This is a genomic window from Paenibacillus oryzae (assembly GCF_001675045.1).
Classification (GTDB): domain Bacteria; phylum Bacillota; class Bacilli; order Paenibacillales; family Paenibacillaceae; genus Pristimantibacillus; species Pristimantibacillus oryzae.
This window is the reverse complement of record NZ_LYPA01000045.1, coordinates 1-20,847: the sequence shown is the minus strand read 5'-3', so window position 1 is coordinate 20,847 and position 20,847 is coordinate 1. Positions and strand designations below refer to the sequence as shown.

At 48.3% G+C, this 20,847-nt stretch carries 21 protein-coding genes; 13 read left to right on the top strand and 8 right to left on the bottom strand.

The window, feature by feature from the left end; genetic code table 11:
- Window positions 1-40: 40 nt before the first annotated feature.
- Together A7K91_RS07985 and A7K91_RS07980 are read left to right on the top strand one after the other, a co-directional pair.
- On the top strand, window positions 41-925 hold the full coding sequence (locus tag A7K91_RS07985) for a carbohydrate ABC transporter permease (RefSeq protein WP_068681450.1): 885 nt from the start codon (window positions 41-43) through the stop codon (window positions 923-925).
- Entirely contained in the window at window positions 922-1,746 is an 825-nt protein-coding gene (locus tag A7K91_RS07980) for a carbohydrate ABC transporter permease (protein ID WP_068681448.1), read from the top strand. The genes A7K91_RS07985 and A7K91_RS07980 overlap by 4 nt, the downstream gene beginning before the upstream one ends.
- A gap of 159 nt (window positions 1,747-1,905) precedes the next feature.
- Here the strand turns inward: A7K91_RS07980 and A7K91_RS07975 are convergent, their stop codons facing one another.
- Together A7K91_RS07975 and A7K91_RS07970 are read right to left on the bottom strand one after the other, a co-directional pair.
- Window positions 1,906-2,577 (bottom strand): DNA alkylation repair protein, encoded by a 672-nt coding sequence (locus tag A7K91_RS07975; protein ID WP_245697342.1) that lies wholly within the window; start codon window positions 2,575-2,577, stop codon window positions 1,906-1,908.
- A gap of 94 nt (window positions 2,578-2,671) precedes the next feature.
- On the bottom strand, window positions 2,672-3,409 hold the full coding sequence (locus tag A7K91_RS07970) for an SDR family NAD(P)-dependent oxidoreductase (RefSeq protein ID WP_068681446.1): 738 nt from the start codon (window positions 3,407-3,409) through the stop codon (window positions 2,672-2,674).
- A 97-nt stretch (window positions 3,410-3,506) separates the two neighbouring features.
- Here A7K91_RS07970 and A7K91_RS07965 point away from each other — a divergent pair, with 97 nt between their 5' ends.
- Window positions 3,507-3,911 carry a nuclear transport factor 2 family protein gene (locus A7K91_RS07965; RefSeq protein ID WP_156739409.1) on the top strand — a complete coding sequence of 135 codons (405 nt, stop codon included), beginning with the start codon at window positions 3,507-3,509 and terminating at the stop codon, window positions 3,909-3,911.
- 122 nt (window positions 3,912-4,033) lie between these two features.
- Here the strand turns inward: A7K91_RS07965 and A7K91_RS07960 are convergent, their stop codons facing one another.
- Window positions 4,034-4,801, bottom strand: coding sequence for a class I SAM-dependent methyltransferase (locus A7K91_RS07960; protein WP_068681442.1), 768 nt, complete (start codon window positions 4,799-4,801; stop codon window positions 4,034-4,036).
- A 178-nt stretch (window positions 4,802-4,979) separates the two neighbouring features.
- Here A7K91_RS07960 and A7K91_RS07955 point away from each other — a divergent pair, with 178 nt between their 5' ends.
- Both A7K91_RS07955 and A7K91_RS07950 read left to right on the top strand, forming a co-directional pair.
- Window positions 4,980-6,095: a hypothetical protein gene (locus A7K91_RS07955; RefSeq protein WP_068681440.1), complete on the top strand. Its 1,116-nt coding sequence runs from the start codon at window positions 4,980-4,982 to the stop codon at window positions 6,093-6,095.
- Window positions 6,095-6,736, top strand: a complete 642-nt coding sequence (locus tag A7K91_RS07950; protein WP_245697340.1) for a suppressor of fused domain protein — start codon at window positions 6,095-6,097, stop codon at window positions 6,734-6,736. The genes A7K91_RS07955 and A7K91_RS07950 overlap by 1 nt, the downstream gene beginning before the upstream one ends.
- 5 nt (window positions 6,737-6,741) lie before the next feature.
- Here A7K91_RS07950 and A7K91_RS07945 read toward each other — a convergent pair whose 3' ends face one another.
- A complete protein-coding gene (locus tag A7K91_RS07945; RefSeq protein WP_068681438.1) occupies window positions 6,742-7,596 on the bottom strand; it encodes an SDR family NAD(P)-dependent oxidoreductase in 855 nt (284 codons plus the stop codon).
- A 208-nt stretch (window positions 7,597-7,804) separates the two neighbouring features.
- Between A7K91_RS07945 and A7K91_RS07940 the strand changes: the two genes are divergently transcribed.
- The 3 genes from A7K91_RS07940 to A7K91_RS07930 are packed head-to-tail and all read left to right on the top strand — an operon-like array spanning window position 7,805 to window position 9,127.
- A complete protein-coding gene (locus tag A7K91_RS07940; protein WP_068681436.1) occupies window positions 7,805-8,275 on the top strand; it encodes a MerR family transcriptional regulator in 471 nt (156 codons plus the stop codon).
- 46 nt (window positions 8,276-8,321) lie between these two features.
- Window positions 8,322-8,867 carry a hypothetical protein gene (locus A7K91_RS07935; RefSeq protein WP_068681434.1) on the top strand — a complete coding sequence of 182 codons (546 nt, stop codon included), beginning with the start codon at window positions 8,322-8,324 and terminating at the stop codon, window positions 8,865-8,867.
- Between the two features lie 23 nt (window positions 8,868-8,890).
- Window positions 8,891-9,127 (top strand): DUF6953 family protein, encoded by a 237-nt coding sequence (locus tag A7K91_RS07930; protein ID WP_068681432.1) that lies wholly within the window; start codon window positions 8,891-8,893, stop codon window positions 9,125-9,127.
- A 118-nt stretch (window positions 9,128-9,245) separates the two neighbouring features.
- Here A7K91_RS07930 and A7K91_RS07925 read toward each other — a convergent pair whose 3' ends face one another.
- Together A7K91_RS07925 and A7K91_RS07920 are read right to left on the bottom strand one after the other, a co-directional pair.
- Window positions 9,246-12,251 carry a DEAD/DEAH box helicase gene (locus tag A7K91_RS07925; RefSeq protein WP_068681430.1) on the bottom strand — a complete coding sequence of 1,002 codons (3,006 nt, stop codon included), beginning with the start codon at window positions 12,249-12,251 and terminating at the stop codon, window positions 9,246-9,248.
- Window positions 12,248-13,561, bottom strand: a complete 1,314-nt coding sequence (locus tag A7K91_RS07920; protein ID WP_068681621.1) for a hypothetical protein — start codon at window positions 13,559-13,561, stop codon at window positions 12,248-12,250. Before A7K91_RS07920 ends, A7K91_RS07925 begins: the two co-directional genes overlap by 4 nt.
- Before the next feature lie 199 nt (window positions 13,562-13,760).
- Between A7K91_RS07920 and A7K91_RS07915 the strand changes: the two genes are divergently transcribed.
- Window positions 13,761-14,837, top strand: a complete 1,077-nt coding sequence (locus A7K91_RS07915; protein ID WP_068681428.1) for an ankyrin repeat domain-containing protein — start codon at window positions 13,761-13,763, stop codon at window positions 14,835-14,837.
- A 142-nt stretch (window positions 14,838-14,979) separates the two neighbouring features.
- On the opposite strand, the gene A7K91_RS07910 is transcribed toward A7K91_RS07915, so the two are convergent.
- Window positions 14,980-15,444 carry a phage tail protein gene (locus A7K91_RS07910; protein ID WP_068681426.1) on the bottom strand — a complete coding sequence of 155 codons (465 nt, stop codon included), beginning with the start codon at window positions 15,442-15,444 and terminating at the stop codon, window positions 14,980-14,982.
- A gap of 22 nt (window positions 15,445-15,466) precedes the next feature.
- On the bottom strand, window positions 15,467-15,946 hold the full coding sequence (locus A7K91_RS07905) for a GyrI-like domain-containing protein (RefSeq protein WP_068681424.1): 480 nt from the start codon (window positions 15,944-15,946) through the stop codon (window positions 15,467-15,469).
- 101 nt (window positions 15,947-16,047) lie between these two features.
- Here A7K91_RS07905 and A7K91_RS07900 point away from each other — a divergent pair, with 101 nt between their 5' ends.
- From A7K91_RS07900 to A7K91_RS07885, 4 genes are all read left to right on the top strand, one after another.
- Window positions 16,048-17,013 carry a helix-turn-helix transcriptional regulator gene (locus A7K91_RS07900; RefSeq protein WP_068681422.1) on the top strand — a complete coding sequence of 322 codons (966 nt, stop codon included), beginning with the start codon at window positions 16,048-16,050 and terminating at the stop codon, window positions 17,011-17,013.
- Between the two features lie 270 nt (window positions 17,014-17,283).
- Window positions 17,284-18,813, top strand: a complete 1,530-nt coding sequence (locus A7K91_RS07895; protein ID WP_245697339.1) for a methyl-accepting chemotaxis protein — start codon at window positions 17,284-17,286, stop codon at window positions 18,811-18,813.
- A gap of 202 nt (window positions 18,814-19,015) precedes the next feature.
- On the top strand, window positions 19,016-19,963 hold the full coding sequence (locus tag A7K91_RS07890) for a hypothetical protein (RefSeq protein ID WP_068681420.1): 948 nt from the start codon (window positions 19,016-19,018) through the stop codon (window positions 19,961-19,963).
- Between the two features lie 3 nt (window positions 19,964-19,966).
- Window positions 19,967-20,233 carry a CD3324 family protein gene (locus A7K91_RS07885; RefSeq protein ID WP_068681418.1) on the top strand — a complete coding sequence of 89 codons (267 nt, stop codon included), beginning with the start codon at window positions 19,967-19,969 and terminating at the stop codon, window positions 20,231-20,233.
- Window positions 20,234-20,847 lie beyond the last annotated feature (614 nt).

The following is a 20,847-nucleotide window of genomic DNA, read 5'->3' as shown; positions in this document are numbered from 1 at the left end:
ACCATGTTAAGTCATGACGTTTGATGTTAGGAGGCAAGTAATGACCAAATATGCCCGGCAGCTGCAATTTCTATTATTTTTGCTTCCGATTCTGGCCATCTATTCTTTGTTTACGATCTTTCCATTGATCAAGGCTTTTTTTCTCAGCTTCACTAACTTTAACGGCTATTCCAAAGTTTACGACTTTGTAGGCATAAAAAACTATGTCATGATCTTTGCTGATGATGCTATTACTTCCGCTATTTCTTATACTCTGTTTTTTACGTTTGCCAAAGCGCTGCTCGTAACAGTGCTGGCTATCCCGCTTGCTATGATTCTGGATCAAAAGTTTCTGACAAGAAATGTGCATCGGGCTATCTTTTTCTTTCCGTCGATTCCAAGCGGATTGCTGCTTGCCTACATTTGGGGCTTTATCCTTGCGCCCATCGGCTCGGGTGTATTAAACACTATCCTCAGAGAGCTGTTTAATATCGGGCCGCAGCCGTGGCTGGCTGACCCGCTGCTCGCCAAGCTGTCAACCATTGTTGTGGCGACATGGGCGGTTACGGGGTGGCATGCGGTGCTTTATCTGGCTTTTCTGCAATCCATTCCAAAGGATTATTACGAGGCTGCTTCCATTGACGGTGCAAGCCGTCTGCAGCAGGTTCGATTTATTACGCTGCCGCTGCTTGCTCCGGCCATGACGATTAGCGTCATGCTGCTGCTGACGGGCGGACTTAAAGTATTTGAAATTCCATTTGCGTTGACCAAGGGCGGACCGGGCTTTGAAACCTACTCCATTACTCAGGTCATTATGTTAAGAGGCATAACGGAAGCGCAATACGGCCTTGCATCGGCGATGTCGATCGTATTTTTCCTGATCGTGCTGGCAATCGCTATCTTCCAGGTTACGGTCATGCAACGAAGGGAGCGAGGCATACAATGACGAACTCCAACAAGCGGCTGTGGATTCTCGATATTCTTATGCTCCCTGCCGGATTCATTGCGTTTTTCCCGTTTTATTTGATCATCGTCAATACGTTCAAAACGATGCAGGACGCTGCAAAAAATCCGATGTCCCTGCCGTCAAAGTGGATTTTTACGAATTATGTCCAGGTATTCCAGGAAACAGCGATCCTGCGCAGCTTCGTAAATAGCGTAACCATCACCTTGTTTGCTGTATTGTTTATCGTTTTGATTGGCGCGATGGGGGCGTACCCAGTTGTATTTAACGGAAACCGGCTGACACGTATCGCTACGGTTTATTTGCTTGCCGGATTTATGATTCCTTTCCAGGCGACGCTTATTCCGTTATTCCAGCTCATGAGCGATTTGAATCTGATCGACAAAATAGTCGGTTTGATCGTTCTGTATATGAGCGGCTCTGTATTTGTGTTTTTCCTGATGTCGGGTTATATGAAGACGATCCCGCGGGAGTTATCCGAGGCTGCCGTTATAGACGGCTGCAGCATATGGGGAATCTTCTGGCGAATCATCTTCCCTCTGCTTAAACCTATTACGATTACAAGCGTTATTTTTCAGACGATGTGGATATGGAACGACTTTTTGGCGCCCATGCTGTTCCTGAATTCGTCCTCCAAGTCCACGCTCGTTCTGCAAATCTATAAGGCCAAAGGCGAATTTACCGTTGACTGGCCGATGTTTATGACGCTTACGGTAGTTACGCTGGTGCCGATCTTTATTTTCTTTATTGTCATGCAAAAGCATATTGTTAAAGGAATAGCCGCCGGCGCGGTCAAAGGCTGATTGGATGCGGTTCCCGTGGAGCCAAAAACTGGCTGAAAAAGCGCCAGCTGGTCAATAAACCGCCCTAAACAAGGGCGGTTGTCCGCGTTGTGTCGACATTCTAACCCGCTGAACATAATTCTGCTGCAGAGTCTCTGGAGAGGCCTTCAATCAATATGTTTAGTTAATTGTTCTTTTGTTCAACCATCTTAAGCCTTCTCTCTTGCTTAAAGGTTTCAAATCATGATTATGGATAAATTCCACGACAGATGCACTATTGGTTTTAGAATATTCTCTTAAGGCCCATCCTATTGCTTTTTGGATGAAAAACTCTGAAGATGAAGCATGGTTTAAAATAAAATTGTAAAGCAAGGTTTCATTCGTTTCTTGCTTATAGTGAAGTTGAAATAATATTGCGGTTCGGTTTAGCCATATGTTATCGGAATGATTCCACTTTATGGAGTACTGTTCCTGTAGCGATGGATATTTTTTGAATAGGTATCCAACAATATTCGTAGCAAGACCATCCACGGTGTCCCACCATGGTTTAGTAACGATGCAATTTTCAATAAGAATAATGTCATTTGCTTCTAATGTTTTTTTGATTTTGCTTAAAATATCAATGGCAACACATAAATATTCTCTTTCGGGAAGATTCCATAGTAGGGGCACCCAATCTTTATTGGGTGGATTGGTTACCATAAAATCTTTTAAGATTTCTCTTCTAAGAGGAGTCTTTATTCCGAGAAACGGGAATTGATTCTTCATGTATGCCGCCATTGATTTAGCAGTTTGCGGGTCTCTGTGCGACTCATACACTTTGACTAACGAATTAATAGATTCATTCATCATTTGTGAAATCACCCCTTGTAAATTCACCCACCAAGGCAGGTGTTGACAGAAATGGGCATGGTATTTAATGACAATTGGGTAAGTGATGTCTGATTTATAAGGTTTGACCACTGTCTACAGTTATGATCTGACCGGTCATTGCTTCCTGTTCCAAGGCCATGCAGATCATTGAAGCGATATCTTCAGGCGTCGAAATGCGCTGTAAAGGAAGATTGGGAGCGAGATTGTTCATTTGCTCTTCCCTCCCAGTCCACCACCTTGTCGCAACGGCTCCAGGCACGATACAGTTAACTCTTATAGTAGGAGCGAGTGCACGCGCTAAGGATTTCGTAAGTCCATGGACGGCTGCTTTGGATACGGCGTAGGGAAGGGAGGAGCCTAATCCTGTTTGACCAGCTATGCTCCCCAGATTGACGATTGCACCAGTCTGCTTCTTCATGAAAGGGGTAACAGCTCTTGCACAGTAAAACATCCCTTTCACATTGACATCAAACATCTCATTCCATATTTCTTCGGTTGCCGCCTCCAGATTGTCCATTGGAATATGTCTGGTAATACTGGCGTTATTGACAAGTAAATCAATTGTTCCGAATTGTTGAACTATAGTGTCGACCATATTCCGAACTTCATGGTCTTGCGAAACATCTGCTTTAATCGCTACAGCTCGCCCACCTTGGTTGTTGATTAACTGAACGGTTCCTTCGGCATCGACCAGGGAACGCGAATAATTCACGACAACGATGGCTCCCCGCTTACCTAACATGAGACTGGTTGCTCTACCAATACCAGTGCCCCCGCCTGTAATGAGAACAATCTTGTTTCTTAATTCCATGTTGAACATCCTCCTTATTCCATAATTTGATTAATTTCATTGTAAGTGTCTCCATATGATTTGTATAATTGAAAAAAATGAACATTAGGTTAGTATATTGTTAATAATCGTACCTGATGCGAAAATGGTTGAGAAATACGTGGATTTCTTTAACGAACGAAATTTCGATGGCATAGCTAGCTTGTTGGCTGAAAATGCTGTCTTTAGTTTTGTAACACAGTCTAGTAAAAAGTTTGGTCGCGACACGATCATGAAGGCATCCCACAGCCCTTCGCATTATCAACGAAGCGACCTTAAGGCCGTCATGATCAATCTTTGGGGGAAAACCGCCGTTGCCTTTTTCAAAACAGATGCGTTGGGAATATCAATTGCTTTAAATGAAATAGCCACAATTGAAACTGAGGATAACAGTATTGTAGGAATTAAAGGTTATTACTTCTGTCCAGAGTTAATGGAAGCAGCTTCGGAAATACTCCGTGTTCCCAGAGAGTTAACTGATTAAGCGTTTTGTTAATGAACCACGCAGGAACATTGCTAGTAGTTCAAAATCATAAGGCAAAACGCACTTTTTTGAAACGTATTAAAGAGAAAGGGGCCTGGCGATGACCAGACCCCTGAGGCTGTTTACTTGCGATAGGCTTCATATACAAAATGCTGGTTCCGCTGTGTAGGCGACTTGCCATATTCAAAATCAGCGGATATTACAACATCCGAAAAACCGATTTTTTCTAGCACGAGCTTAAATTCCTCCACGCCATACCAGCGAACAGCTAGGCGTTGAAGCTCGGTCTGGATCAGAGCGCCTTGACGCCATTTTTCATATTTTATTAATGAAACTTTGTATTGCTGGTAGAAGTCCGCTTCAATAAGCTGCTGTTCCATAGTGATGGTGTCTCCGTTCGCCAACTCGAACGTTGACGTTCCGCCGATTGGACCACACTGGAACTGAGTATCTGGCAGAAAAATATCAAGCACCAGACGTCCGCCTGGCTGAAGATGGTCGTATAGACGCTTCAAGACATTAAGCGATTCGTCCCGCTGTTCGATTAACAGAAATGATCCGCCCGGAATAATGATCGCCTCGTAGGTATGGGGCAAAGAAAGGTCCTGAAGATTGGATTGATACAGCTGGGCGGTTAACGCTTTTTCTTCACAGCGTTGGCGGCAGGATGCCAGCATTTCGGGAGAATAATCAACGCCATCCACAGTCAAACCGGATTCCAGAAGCGGAATCATAACGCGTCCGGAACCAACCATGACTTCCAGAATGCGTCCCTTGCAATGCTTTAATCGTTCACGGTAATATTCGATATCTCCGCCAATGGACTGGCCCGTTTTTTTAGTAAGGTCATAGACTTCCGTACATAATTCTCCATAGTTGCTATAGGACATGCATGTTCCCTCCTATGAGATTCACTCGCTTTTATATCTATGTTTAATTATAGATACAAGCTCTGGGCGGGTTAAAGTGAAAGTTTGTTTTTAATTATCTTTTCCATTCACTTCCACGAAATGATTGCCTACACTTGAGGTGCAGCCGAAGCCCGGTATGCAATAAGGAGGTCATGTCATGGTTGATGTTTTTGCAGTAGCCGATATTATTATCAAGCATATAAAAGCTCATTACCCGCAGGATGTTGCGATTGTAGGCTATTACGGCTCCTATTTGCAGGGGCGGGCAACCGAACGCTCGGATTTGGATTTCTTTTTCATTCCTGCCACAGATAGAGGGATGCAGGTTGGGTGTCCGTTTATCATCGACGGCATAAGCTTTGATTTCTGGCCAATCAGTTGGGATCGTGCCAAGGGCATGTCATTATCCGAAGAGTGGAACACAACGATCATAGCAGACTGTGAGCTGTTATATGTACGGTCGGGGGATGATCTTGCGAGGTTTATGGCGCTTCGTGAAACAATTTCCGGCATGGGCAGCGAAGCCAGGACACCGGATATGATCAGTAAAGCCGAAGCCGCATTAAAGGACTCCCTTATGACGATAGCCAAGATGAGGCTTGCCGAAAGCTCTAAAGAATTGTCCTACTGCCGTATTCAGGCGAAGGAGATTGCAGTAAATATTTTTAAATCGCTTGGTTATTTGAACCAAACCTATTATAAGCGCATGTGGGGCCATTATCGCGAGCAGGTCAGAACTCTCCCCATAAAGCCGGATCGGCTGGACCAGCACCTCGATACGATTATGTTCAGCACAAGGCCTGATGAAATCATGTCAGCATGCGACAGGCTTATTGCAGATACCATTTCCCTTATTTCGGAGCGGCAAAACAGCTTGGAAGAAATCCGTTCTTTCAAAGCACGAATGACGGGGTATTATGAAGAGGAAAAAGGGATGCTGAACAAGCTTCTAACCGCATGTGAAAAAGGCCATTACGAAACCGCGTTTTTTGTTGCAATTGGTGTACAAGATTTTTTGGCATGGCTTTTGTATGGGGCGGAAAAGGGGCGTTGGCCCAGTGCTGTTGATTTAGGCGAGCATCGCGAGGTTTATGAACGCTACGGGTACCCGGATCTGATTGCGCTATTGGACCCGACGGATTTTGAGCCATTGCGTCTGGCTGTTTTGCAGCTCATGGAAAAGCTGGAGGCTCATCTCCGTGCGGAGGATATCAATTTAAATCAGTTTAGCTCTGTAGATGAATTTGAGTTGTTTTATAGGGGCAAGGTTTGATGAATTATGGAGTTGAGCAAAAAGGAGAAGTGGCTGCCATGTCTACGGAATCGAGCAAGGAAAGGGAGCTTTCCTTCGATATTCGAAGGACGGTTATCTTAGGCGCGTTTATGAAAGAATGGGGTATGCCAGAGTACCGGGTTATCCTGACCAAACCGGAGAGGGGAGCCCACGTCGAAATTTATTATTTTCCGGCAATAGATAATAACGATGCGGCAAGATTTGCGACGGTTGGTTTATCCAGCACCCTCCGCTCCAATGGACAACCGGCTGGGACAGAATGGATGATGGCTTTGCCCCATGATCTAGGCGGAGAATCTGCCGATCGAATTTTTTCGTATGTATGCGATGTACTTGCCCATCATATTGAAGCCGCCCCTGATTCCCGGACACCTAGAGTGATGGGGGAAAGCGAGCTTGCTCCGGCAGGCTGGTCCGCTAAAGCCTTGTTGCTTGATGAACTGAGGGGAGAAAGCGAAGAGCTGGAGGAAATCAAGATAGGCAACGAGGTTGTTCAGGTAATATGGGCGGTGCCTGTCACCGGACAAGAAGCCGCCCTTATTTTGCAGGAGGGTGTGGAAGCCTTCGATTCCTACATGGCAGGGATCGAATATTCCATCATTGATCCCCGCAGGCCATAATCCACTTAATGATAGAGTGAAAATTCATGCTCATAAATGTCAGTCACTCTTTTCAGCACATTTTGCGCTTGATGCTGGAAGGTTAAGGCTGCAACCCGGCCATTCATCAAAAATACGCCCGTCTTATCCCGATGCTCTCCAATGGCTCCTTCATACAGCTTGCTGGCTCCGTGGGAGGGCGGAGGGAATAATAGCTTCATTAGCAGGGCAACCAAAAAAGGCAACCCGGATTTTTTTCCTCTTCTCAGTGTATTGTTGCCGCCCGGATCAACACTTCGAATCCGAATACCGTCTTTTGCAAGCTGGGGGGCTATGGCTTCGGTCCATAATGAAAGGGCCAGCTTTGATGTAGCATAAGGCCCAAGCAGCTTGCGAAACGTTTTGGGATGCTCCAGCTTTTCAAGAGTAAATTGTTTTGTCCATTTTTGCGCGGAGGATGAGGTATTGATGACCGTTTTTAAGCGGCCGCGCTTTAAAAGCTCTGTTAACTCCATCAAAATAATAAACGGAACCACCGTTAATAGCTCAAAATGCAGCTCCCGCCCTTGCTTTGAATAGCTCAACTCATGAAAGGAGCCTCCGGCATTGTTAAACAAAATGTCGATCTGCTGCTCCTTTTCCTTTATTTCCTTCAAGGCGCTCCTCAGGCTGGAGTAATCGGCAAGATTATTTGTTTTGTAAATGCGAAGCTTGCCAAGCGCCAGTGCGGCCCCAATCGTTTCATCTCCCGCCGGATAGTCCGAGCGATTCAAAGCAATGACCTGCCAGCCCTCTGCGAGTAGCTTTCGGGTCAGCTCCAGTCCGATTCCAGCGTTTGCCCCTGTAATAAAAGCAATGCTTTGATCCTCTCTCCTGTTCATTCCACAACTCCTCCAGACCGTTGATTCCATTGATGGTACCCATTCTATAAGTTGGAGCCGACTCCAAGTCAAGGCCGGAGGGCTGTCTTTTTTCCCAAGGTGAAGGAAGATGTGGCGCAGGAGGGGCTGCGAAATACAAGAGACTTGACTTAGAGCCAGTATTTGGATATATAATGCACTAACATCATCTCCGAAAGGAGCATACAGGTTGAAGGAAGAGCGTACATTTACGATCAAGCAAATCGCCGGGCAAATCGGCATATCCGAGGATACGATCCGGTATTATGAAAAAATCGCATTATTGCCGCAAGCCACACGCAAGCCTAATGGACATCGCGTCTATCGGCAGGAGGATTTGGATACAATCAGCCTGATTTATTGCCTGAAAAAAACAGGGATGCCGCTGGGGGAAATGCGGCCTTTTCTGGAGGTGTCCGCCGATGCCGATCCCGCAGAGTATCCCGAGCTTTTGGCGCTTATGCAAAATCATCGGCAAAGCATCGTTTCCCAAATCAATTCATTGCAGCAGGTAGTCGATTTTATCGACTCAAAATTAGAGGCTGGCAAAATCCGCAGAGACTGCTCCCAGGATACCCGGGAATCCATGTCGGGAGAAGCCGAGCCAAGGCCTGTTTCCCCTGCAGAAATGATATATTTTCCGGGAAAGACAGGGTTGTGATCGGGATGAGATGAGATAATAGATGCTATCCCCAGGAGGCCAAATCATGTTTTTATATCATTATTTTGATAACACAATAGGCTCTTTTGTCAGCTTGTCAGACTTGCCCGTTGAGGAAGCAAAGCTGGTGCTGGACAAGATTAAAAAAAACAAACCCCATTCACAAAGCTCCAAAAGGCATGATAATTATGTCGAGTACCGGCGTAATTGCGAAAATATAATACGAACGGAATTTATTAAGCAAGGCGGCACTGTAAACCGGCTAACGCCGCATTATATGGTTGTTGAGCATAGCCCTTGGTTAAGCACATGGTTTGAAAATAGCGCTTATATCAAAATCCCTGCCATGGAATTCGATTTAAAGACGGTTTCTTTTACATACGGCGACTCCATGCCGACATTTAGTCCAATCGTTAACGACGGCAAAGAATACAGGCGCAAAGTATATACCTATGATGAAATCTTATTGATCATCAAAAAATACGGCTTGCCTCAAGACTGGAACGATGATGGCAAACACGGCCCAGAACGGTACATTGAAGCTCATATATGGAGCGATGAAACCATTGATCGCTATCGGACTGGCCGATAAAGAGATAAAAGGAGGAAAATAATATGGAAGCAACCGCACAGGAAGTGGCGGAATGGATGGTCAAGGAGACCCGGTTTAAGGGGATGCTGTACCAGACGGATGCGATTGAATATATTAGGAGTCATTTTGGCGAGCATTTTGTATTCGTGAATGAAAAGGGCAATACGTCGTTGTCCAAAGAGGTAATCAAGGCTTTCCGCAAGCTCCACGGCGGCAAAATAGCCTGGGAGCGCGACAGCTTCATGTGGGCGTGGACCTAAAATGGATAGATTTAAAAATAGCGGATTAAAAAAAGATAACGCCAAGAATGCCGTCTTAGGACCGCTCTTGGCGTTTTCGTTTTTTTGTTGGCGGATTGGCTTATTATTCCCCGGACTTTTATTCGCCCGGCCAATCGCGCCGCAGCGTGAACAGCTCCCGCAGCGCCTCTGTGGACAGCTCGGTAATCCAGCCCTCCGAGCTGGAGATGACGTTGTCGCTGAGCTGCTGCTTGCTTTCGAGCATTTCGTCGATGCGCTCCTCCAGAGTGCCAAGCGAGATGAATTTGTGTACTTGCACGTCGCGCGTCTGGCCCATCCGGTAGGCGCGGTCGGTCGCCTGGTTTTCAACGGCGGGATTCCACCAGCGGTCAAAGTGGAAAACGTGGTTGGCCGCAGTCAGGTTAAGCCCGACGCCTCCCGCCTTAAGCGACAGGATGAATACATTCGGCTGCTCGCCGGGCGGGAGGTCGCGCGACTGGAAGCGTTCAACCATCCGGTCCCGCTGCGCCTTCGGCGTACTGCCGTTGAGGTACAGCACGGGTTCGTCCAGCTCCCGCTGCAGAACATCCTGAATGATTTTGCCCATGCCGATATATTGCGTGAATATAAGGCAGCGCTCGTCCGACTCGCGCAGCTCCTTGACCATCGCCAGCAGTCTCTCCAGCTTGGAGGAGCGGGCAACAATGGCTTCTGGCGGGATAGGGCCATCCTCCGGCTCCATGACCGTATCCTCATCCAGCAAAGCGGGATGGTCGCATGCCTGCTTAAGCGTCGTCAGCGTGCCCAGAATCGCGCCTTTGCGCTGGATGCCGTCCAGCTTCTTCAGCTTTTCCATCAGCTCCTTGACGCAATTGTCGTAGAGGGCCGCCTGCTCGGCGGTAAGCGGAACATAGGATTTCATTTCATTTTTGTCCGGCAGGTCGAGCTGAATGGCGGGGTCCTTCTTTTTGCGCCGCAGCATAAACGGCTTTACCAGCTTCTTCAGCTCCGCCGTGCGGCGCCCGTCCTGTTCACGCTCGATCGGGGAGGCGAAGCGGTCCTGGAATGCTTTGGCGGTGCCGAGATAAGTAGGCACGATAAAATCATAGATGGACCATAGCTCCGCCAGCCGGTTTTCGATCGGCGTCCCGGTGAGCGCAATGCGATGGCGAGCAGGCAAGCTTTTGACTGCGATGGCTTGTCGGGTCCCGGCATTTTTAATGTTTTGGGCTTCGTCCAGTACGACAGCGCCCCAATAGAATCCGGCCAATGTTTCCTGATCCAGCGAGGCGGTGGCAAAGGAGGTCAGCACAACGTCGACGCTGCGCGCCTGCTCCCGGAATGAATCGCCGCTTTTTCGCCCGGAGCCGTAATGCATGGCGACCCGCAGCGACGGGGCGAAGCGGGAAATTTCTTTTTGCCAGTTGCCCAGCACCGATGTGGGACAGATGACCAGGGAAGGGAGCTCCATCCCCTCGTCACTTTGCTCCTTGGCATGCAGCAGGTAGGCGATTAGCTGAACGGTTTTGCCAAGGCCCATATCGTCGGCAAGACAGGCCCCAAGTCCGAAGCGGCGGAGAAAAGCGAGCCAGGAAAAGCCGTCCAGCTGATAGCTGCGCAGCTCGGCGCGCAGCCCGGCTGGCGGGTCCAGGCGAGGCCATTGGCTTTGCTGATTGATCTGCGCGATCAGCCCGGTCAGCTGTTCATTCAGCTCAACCTCAAGCTGAACGCGGGCCGCTTGGGCAGAGTCTCTCTCTGCAAGGGCCTCCATTGCTCCGGCGTCTGGGGTTGCATCCGCCTCGCTCAGCGAGAGCAGATGCAATTGAAGCACGTCCTGAAAGCTCAGCCCCTGGCTCTTGTCCATGCCTTCCATCATACGGCGGATTTGGGCAATCAGCGCCGGGTCGAGCACGATCCAGCGGTCCCGAAACTTGACAAGACGCTCTCCGCGCGACAGCAATTCATCAAATTCCTGCTCGTTCAGATCGGCCTCGCCGATAGAGATGCGCCAGTCAAAGTTCAGGATGGCATCCAGCCCAAAAAGCGATTTGCCGCCGCCGCGTTTTCTGGACTCCTCCTCCGTTTGCACCGCTGCGCGCAGCCTTGGCTTTTTGCGGCTGGCTGCTTCCCACCATGCGGGCAGCAGTACCTGCCAGCCGGCCTCAAGCAGCTGCCGGCTGTCCGTTTGCAGGAACTGCCAGGCCGCCTCATCGTCAAGCGGCTTGCCAAGCACATCTTCGCCGCGCGACAGCCGCCCCTGCGGAAGGCTGGCTTGCAGCCGCTTGAGCCATCCGGCGGAGCGGCTGTTGACGGCGTCTGTCCAGGCATCCGGCCATTTACCGGATGCGCTGCCGTTATCGCCAAGCCGAACCTTGCGCAGCGAAGCGGGATCGCTTTTGTCCTGCAGCACAAGGCGAAGCCGCCAACGGGAGTAGTCGTCGCCTTCCCATGGCTCGATCAGCTGCAGCATAGGGCGGAAGGGAGCAACGTCCGCTTTCCAGCCAATCTGCACAAGCCAGGTCTCGGCATCAAGTCCCGCTGTTGCAGCGGCCGTGTTTTCGCGCGCGAACAAAGCCGGGAATTCCCGCCTTAAATCCGCTTCATCGGCCTCTGTTCCATAGAAGCGCTTTGTTACCGCTGCCGAAAAGGCCGCTTTCAGACCCTCGTATGCATCCTCGCTCCAGCCGCCGCGCTGAAGGTTCAATTCGTCGCGGCGAGCTTGTCCAAAGGCTGCTGCAACCGCCTCCCCGTCCCAGCTCCAGCGCAGGGAGCCGTCGCGGTAAGCCGCAAGGTCGGGCGCAAACAGCCGCTTCTCCAGACATTTCTCCAGCAACGGCGCTAATGCGGCAAGGCGCGCGGCATCGTCCGCCCACTTCCATTCAATATGTTCAAGGAGCTGGCTCGAAGCGAAGAAAGAGAGGACCTCCTCGGCGGGCAATACAACGGCTTCAAGCTCCCCGATTTTGACAAGCTCCAGCTCCGTGCCGTAGAAGGAGGGTTCATGCCAGGCAAACAGGCGATGCTTTAGCTGTAGTCCGGTCGTCTCCCGAAGCGAATCGGGGTCCGCAAAAAACAGTGCGTCGCCATGCGACGTCAGCATCATTCGGACGTTGATTGTATCCAGTCTGTAGGTCGTTGTTGTCATGGAATCAATCCTCCTTTTCGCAGCTCCTCCTGAAGCGCCCGCAGCCGGCTATGCCGCCTGGCAAATGAATCTATATACGCCTCCCACTGCTGCTCGCGCTTTAACTTTTTGTACAGCTTGGCCAGCCGTTTAAGCAGCTTTACCGCTCGCTTGTAGCCGTCGCGGTTTTTTAGCAGCAGGTATTTTTCCGCTCCTTGGTGATAAAAAGGCAGCAACGTCTCCGGCGCACCTTTCTCGATGGACTGCAAATCCTTCACCCGAAAGTCGAGCGGATCGCTGCCGAGGCTAAGCTGGTAATCTACCCACTGCCGCCAGCGGCCAAAACGCATCAGCTTCTCCTCATAAAGGCTGCTGGAATAGGGGAGCAAGCTCATAATTGCGCCCCACATTTTTTCCTCGGCCTCCGGCAATTGCTCTACAACAGCATCCCAGTAGCGGCCATATTCCTCCACACTGCCATAGCTGCGTCCGATACGCTCGGTTGCGCAATGGCTCAGCCAGGTCTCCAGCCGGCTCCACTGGCTCGTATCCTTCAGCAAGCGGAGAAAGCGAAGCACCTGCGCAGGCTTTATCCGATGCCGCTCCGCCGCTTCAAGCAGCCGCCAAGCCTCTTGATCCTCTCCCAGCCAGAAGCGCATCCAGGCACGGGCCACATAGGCAAAGAGGCCATTGGCCTTCTTTTCCTGCCCACTGCCAAATGCCGCACCCGTGCCCGCCGCTGCGCCTGTCTTTGTTCGCGCTGCCTCGCTCGCTGCTGATATTCCCGTATTACGCTGCGAGCCTTCAATTGTCGCTGTGTTTGCCGTCTTCGCGGATTCGGTCAGCCGCGCAAGCTCCTCCGTAAAGAGGCCATCATTATCTGCCATAGGCGATATATAGGTAATCCATAGCTCCACGTAAATATCCAGGTAGGCGGGCGGAGCCGACTCCTCCTCAATCGCTGTCTTGCGAATGTACGCGGCTGTTTCCAGCAAGCGTGCCTGCTGTTTGACCGCAATCTCCGCTTGCAAACCGCTATGGAGGTGTTTTTCGATTGCAAGTATCGTTTCGGATGTCGTCATATGGGCAAAGTAGCCTGTGTGGCTTCCAGGTGCCTGCTTGTGCAGCAAGCAAAGTCCGACGTTTAGCTCGAACAGCCAAGTCTCCTCGATAGTCAGCTCCGTCATGAATGGGCGAACAAGGGAACGTACCTCATTGCTATAGTTAGCTTGATACGGGCTGCTTGCCGCTTTTTCGGCGCAGTCGGCGATCAGGCTCTGCCATTGGACAATACTTAGCGCGGTGATTGATTTCGGCTCAAATTTCGTCATGACGGCGGGCATTCCTTTCTTAATCCTGTTAATCCTAATCAATTTCTTAATTATAACGAGAAATAAGCAGGATGGCATGTTGCCCGCGAAAAATCGGTCCTATTTTCCAAAATGAGGGCCAAAAGTCGGTAGATTTCAAATAAACGCCCTCTATAATGGAAATTAGCCTCAAAAACCGTTAGTACAAGGAGGAATACCTATGATCGTTCTGAAGGATATCGGAAAATTTCAGGAGCTGCCGGAAATCGCGATGCACATTTATAAAGGCGAGCTGTCGTCTTTACAGGCCGCTATTGATAACGGCTGGAATATCGAGGAGGGCATTGCTCTTAGCAAGCATACAACGTTAAGTCCGCTTGATCTGGCGCTTGTAGCGCAGCAATTCGATGTGGTAAAGCTGCTCGTGGAGCATGGCGTCAACCTTAACGTCCGCCAGAATCCGGCTTTCCTTAGCGCTGTCCGCTATTGCAAGGAAAACGTCGTTCGTTATCTGGTTGAGCACGGAGCAGAGATGGACAAGCTTAATCACATAGGTTCAGGCGCTTATCAGCAAGCTTACTACGGCAACAAAGCCAATATTCCGCTCATTCAAGAACTGGGCCTGGATATTAAGTCTTATGCCGGACCCGTCCTGCGGCAAGCCGTATCGAACCGCGACTACAAAACGCTTATATATTTACTCCAGCAGGGAGCAGACATCAATTACAACAAACCGGATATGGTTTATCCCTATGAAGCAACTCCCTTAACCGTGGCAGCCCGCAAGGGCTCGATGGACATGGTTGCCTTTTTGGTGGAGAACGGCGCGGATGTTACATTAGCCGAAAAGGACGGCGAACGTCCGTATACGATTGCAATCAGCAATAAGCAGACTGAAATGGCGGACTATTTGAAGGCGCTGGAGCCGGCGGATTTTCATAATGCCGAAAACAAAAAACAGGCGCTTAAGAGCTACAAGCTGCCGCATGAGCTGGCAAGCTTTCTGAAGGGAGACAAGCTCCGCCTTGAGCTTGCCCCAAACGGATATGCCATCCGGTACATCGACTTTTTTGCATGGATGGATACCATTGAGATGAAGGCGGGCAGGCAAAAACTACTGCGTCTTTCGGCCGACATCGACAATTATTCCAGCCTGCAGCTAGTGTGGAATCCCAGGAGCAAGCTGCTGGGCTGTTATGATGTGGAGCATAAGACTTATGCGGACTTATGCCATTTTTCTGAATTTGTTGCAAAGCCTGCGGATTATCTTATTCGTTTTATGGAGGGGGAACTGTAACAAAATTTCAGATCGGGGCTTGCCTCTATCGGCCTCTGTCTTGAATATAGCCGCAAGTCAGGCTATTAACGCAACAGCTCCCGTCATGGCCGCAGTGAACCTTTTATCGACTGCAACTATGAGAGGAGCCCTGTTCCAATCTTTAATACTCTCCTTTGATGACAAAAAACGATCCGCGAATCGTTCCCGCCAGCTTGGACTTCTGTCTGGCGAACTTGAACTTTCCTTCCAGCTCCTGAGGCACCTCCATGCCTTCCGAAAGCTTGAAGCCGACCGCACGTTTTTTGGGATCGTCGATCGTATACAGGACGTTGACGCTTAGGCCGTCCTCGTAAAAAACATACGTCCATCTTATATTTTCCACTTGAAAGCTGGACGTTTCCAGCGGCTTGGCCGCAAATTGAATGTCCCGTTCCTCCTTCAGTATCCGGTTTACGTATTGGAGCGTTTCCGTGCTTTCGGCAGCCGGCGTAACGGTAAATGCATGACTATATTTGTTCATAAAATAACGGGCTTCGTTCGCGCGCAGGCCAGCCAGCGCCTCCTGTACGGGCGAAGACTCCAGGCCTATTGTCGATACCTGCTTAAAATCCACTACATAGGACATGTCCATTCCTCCAGTCATGTGTTTATTTTCTAACGATCGGAATCCATACCTCGCCAAAGACCATGCCGTTCCGCTGACCCATCTCCACGGTTGTGTTAGGCCCGCCCACATAGGCGAAATCCGCAGCCTCCGGCAGCACTTGGCCAAAGGCGATTCCTGTAAGCTGATTGCCGAGGGCGTCGGACGTATCGGCTTCTCCCTCGACAATAAGGTATTCGCCTTGTGGAAACTGAATGACCCGGGTAGCTTCAGGCAAAGCGGCATCCGTCAATACGCCGGCGTAATACATCATTTTGTTGTTGACGGCTTCGCTGACCGCGAAGATGTAGTCGTTTGACGCTACCGCCTTTAGCGCTTCGAGCCTTCCGTCTTGCTTAACCGCCTGCCAGAAATCCTGCTTCTCCTTGTTGATGCCGGCAAAGTCGGTATAATGGCTCTTAAGCTCCGTTCCAATGCCCAATACGGTAAAGGCTTCTTTTTCTTCAAGACGATAGTTTGGCATGTTTTATCCATCCTTTGCAATTAAATAGTTTTGCTTTTTGCCTGCTGTGTTTATAATAACCTTTAAATGTGTCAAAAAATGATACGGTTTAGGAGGCCGCGATGAAAAAAGTGGAGCGAATCAACATCATCATGCGGTATATTAATAACCGCGCTTTCTTTACGATTGCCGAGCTTATGCGCGAATTTAACATCTCTCGCTCCACCGCCGTTCGGGACATTCGGGAAATCGAGGCTATGGGAATGCCGCTGGTGGCCGAGATCGGCAGGGATGGGGGTTATTTTGTCATGAGCAACTCCGTTCTGCCGCCTGTCCGTTTTACCGATAATGAAATCAAAGCGTTGTTTATCGCTTTTATGGCATCTCGGAATCAGCAGCTTCCTTATCTGAAGAGCCGTCAATCTCTGGCGGAAAAACTGCTGGGGCTCCTTTCGCAGAACCAGCAGGACGATCTTGTTCTGCTGAATCAAATCCTGCTGTTTGAAGGCACCAACCGCAATAATCCGGATTTGCTCGAGCTGTCCGACCTTCCTCATCCTCTTCTGGAAAAGCTTATTGGCATTTTGCTTTCGAACAGCTGCCTCCGGATCACGATTCGGGAAGGAAGCGAATCAAAGTTATATCCCATCTATCCCCTGCACCTTTATCGCGAAAAAGGGCTGTGGTTAATCGAAGGTTTCGACTTGGTGGAAGAAAAAAGCCGCATTTTTTCCGTCGATCATCTCATTGAAGTGGAACCGCACCCCGCTATTAAGCGGTTAAGCCGTAAAAAAATAATTGAGAAGCTAAGCAAGAGGGAGCAGTCCTTCAACCTTGTTTTGGAGCTCGGCGCTCAATCCATTGCCCAATTCAAAAAATACCATCCACTAACGTTTTATCTGTCCTATATCGATCCTTTCCAGACAAGAGCTTCCTTAAAAGCGTACGTTAACGTCAACGATTCAGAGGAGGTGGCCGAGATGGCCAACTGGCTGCTTTTCCTCGGCAAGGATATCGAGGTCAAGGAGCTGCCTAAGGAATTGAAGAAAGAGCTGCAAGATCGTTTGGGTCAATATGGGATTCAATGATAATATTCCCTAAAGTAGGGTGCTTTTATTTCTTTTATAAACATATTTGTACAAAATGCCAGATAATTATTTACCGATTTATGAAAAGCGAGTATTCTAATGATGTCGCATTTCTTACCTCACGAGAGGCCATGTCTCACGCATCGCACGTCTCCCATCCACTAATTAAGTTTTACTTTTTATGGAATCACGAACTAAAAATTCCGAAATTTCAGACAATTGCAAGTCCGATTAAACACCACACATCATGAGATAAGGGGAATTTACGGAATGTCTATTTTAAACAAACTTAGAGGAAGTTCAGCCAAAGGAACTGAGCCGCAAGCAGAGAAGCGGTTTATGGATGCGTTAAGAGAGGTTGTTGAACTTGCTGAGCGCAAGGAAGAGGGGAAACTTACATACGAATCTTCCGAGCATGCAGAACTGAACGAGCTGCTCGCCCGCCTGACATCCGTCATCCATGAGCGAGAAAATTACTACAAGCTCAGATTGGATATGATTACAAAGGCTATCGAGATCGGCTTATGGGAGATGGATGTGTTTGAAGGCGATCCGGTCAATCCAAAAAATGAGTTTAGATGGACCAATGAATTGCGAAGAATGATTGGCTTTAAAGACGAGCATGATTTTCCTAATGTATTGGAAAGCTGGTCAAATCTACTCCATCCCGAAGACAAAGAGGCAGTATTGCAATTATTTGCGGATCATTTGCTGGATAGAACCGGCACCATTAAATACGACATTGAATACCGCTTGAAAACAAAGGCAGGGGAGTACAAATGGTTCCAGGCTATCGGGGCGACCACGCGTTCCGCCGATGGAAAGCCCATTATGGTAGCAGGTGCGCTTCTGGATATTCATGACAAAAAGATAAAGCAGGACGAGCTTAATTCCTTAGTCGTTCGTTATGATCTGGTTAATCGCGCGCTCGTTGAGGCGCCATGGGACATGACGGTTATTGCGGGCGACCCTGTAAATCCCAATAATGAATTCTGGTGGTCGGATCAATTCAGAAAAACGATTGGTTTTGAAGGCGAGCATGATTTCCCTAACCTGCTCAGCAGCTGGAGCAATCAATTGCACCCTGATGATTTTGCGCCCACTATGGAGGCCTTCGCTAATCATTTGAATGATTATACGGGGCAGACGGATTATAACGTGAAATATCGCTTGCGTTCCAAGCAGGGTGAGTATAGATGGTATCAAGCAGGCGGAGAAACGGTACGCGACGAGCAAGGCATACCTTTAAGAGTAGCCGGTACCATCCGCGATATTACGCATGAAGTCAACAAGGAAGAAGTTATTAAACAGGTCAATATAAATATGGAGGGCTTGCTGGCGGCAATTAACGACATCGTGCGCGGCATCGTGTCCGTAACGGAGCAGGCTCAGGATATGGCGGAAGTACAGGAGCAATCGCATAAGGCCGCAATGGAAGTGAAGGAAAAAACGAATGAAACCAAAGAAATTACCTCCTTTATTAGCGAGGTTTCCAATCAGACCGGGCTGTTAGGACTTAACGCTTCCATTGAAGCGGCTCATGCAGGGGAATACGGCAGAGGTTTCTCCATTGTCGCCAGCGAGGTCAGAAAGCTTGCTGATCACAGCAAGTCGGCATCCACGGATATCGAAAGAACCATGCTGGAGATGAATGGGCGGATTGATCATATTATTTCCACGATCAACAGCATGTCCAGCTTAACCCAGGCGCAAGCAGCTTTGACGGAGCAGGTTAATGCTTCTGTCGAGGAAGTAAGCACAATGTCGGAGGAGCTTTTAAACATCCTTCGTAAGCTATAAGGAGCTTCACCTAAAAACGATTTGAAGAAAAACGGATGCCGGCTAAGAGGCGTCCGTTTTTCGTTATAAGGATAGCTTTAGCCCCTAAAAGCATGTCGGTACATAGGACACAGGCCTTGAAACTCATAAATTTTTTATAAAAATTCTTAGTATTTAATGAATAGCCAATAATCGCCATAATGGAGTCAAAGGAGATGATCATATGAAACAATCTATAATGGTAAGACGGGTTGGCCAGCATGATAACTTTGAGTGGCTGCACAGCTTGATGAATCAGACCGTCAAACGATTTAATCTTGATCCCAAGTTTCTGGGCATAGCTATGACGGCTAGCGAGCTTAAGAATAGTTATTTGGCCGCTGAAACCACTAAAGACGGCTTTGTTGCTGAAAAAGACGGCAGCGTAATCGCAATAATGGGAGTTTCATTATCTGAAGTAACCTCTAATGGATATGTTGAGTTTGGTGTAATGGAGGGGCATGAAGCCATTTTACATGAGCTGGTAGAAAAATGCTCCTCTATCGTCCAGCAAAGGGGCGGAAAAAAGCTTTTCAAATTTGTTTTTAGCCAGTTTGGCCAAATCAGAAACAAGGAAATTACGTTGTGGGAGCAGCTAGGCTTTAACTGTGATCAATTTTCGAATGTTACCCTTTCCCTCGATTTAAAGAGCTGGAGCGTACCGGATGATTTTCATAATGAAAATATTTATCCTGCCACCGATCTGGCGCTATCCGAAATCAGTCAAATCTTAATGGATGACGGCGAGGAGCAGATTGTAGAACTCATCCGAAAGCAATTTGTTGAAAAAAGCGCTGATCAAATTGTCCTTACCTTGATGGATGAAGAAACAAAAAAGCTGGCTGGCCTTGCTTTTTATCGGATCATCAAAGCCAATGAGGGAAGCGATAACGAGTTTTTGGATGCCTCCGGCTTTAGTGTTCATTATCGGCCCGGCTATTCTTTAAAAAAGGAAGACAAGCAAAGATTGCTTCAAGCGACGTTGCTTTCCATGAAGCAGTTAGATATTTATCATGTCTACTCCCGTATCACTTTGAAGCATTTCGATGTTTTTTCGATGCTCGTCCGGGAAGGGTTTGAGGACCCCGGCTTTGAGCAAAATTGTACAATTACACTATTTAAAACGGTATAGGCGATGAAAAAATATGTAAATGCCCGGGAAGTTTTGCCCGAGAGCCTGATCAAGGAAATTCAAAAATATATTAAGGGAAAGCATATCTATATTCCTCAAACGGAACGTCAAAGCTGGGGGGAGTCAACAGGCATCCGCAAGGAGCTGGAGCAGCGAAACGAAGAGATTGTTCGCCGTTTTGAAGCCGGTGTCGGCATACAGCAGCTGGCGGAGTCGTTTCATCTGAGTGAAGAGCGGATTAGAAGCATTATTTATGAAAGACAGACCTAAGCTTTGCTGGCTTCTCTCTTGATTCAGTGCCGCGCCGGGCATGGAGCAAATCGGAAAAGTTATGCTACAGCTTGGAGAAATAACGCTACAGCTTATTGAGCAGCGCGTTAGCAACGGGAAAATACGTTGTTAACCGCTGCTATTTGTGCTTGTTCCATTTTATTTTGCAGAAGGCTGACCTGGCGATTGTCTCATTTTTCTCAAAAGAAAAGCCGCAATCATACCTATGATATTCAGGAGGATAGAAGCAATTATAAACTTCAATCCATAGATGTAATAAGGAAAAACTTCTGCCAGAGTATAAAATACATGATCATCCAATTGAGCATCCTCAGAAGGATATAATGACCATAAAGTAAAATCCGATATTAAAACCCTCTTTCATGTCCTCACCTGCGCTTCCATTTCTTTCTAGACATCTCCCTAATTTAGACTGCGTTCCCGCAGAACGGCGTGTTTGCCTAAGTATTGGAGGTTTATGGTAATATAATTACACAAATAGAGAAAAAAGTCAGCATAGTTCTCTTTTATACAATAGCCTCTCGGAATTAGAGCCGGGCTAAAGGGGTGGAAGTGGGGGCGACGAATCTGTGGAGCTGGAAATCCTGGAATAT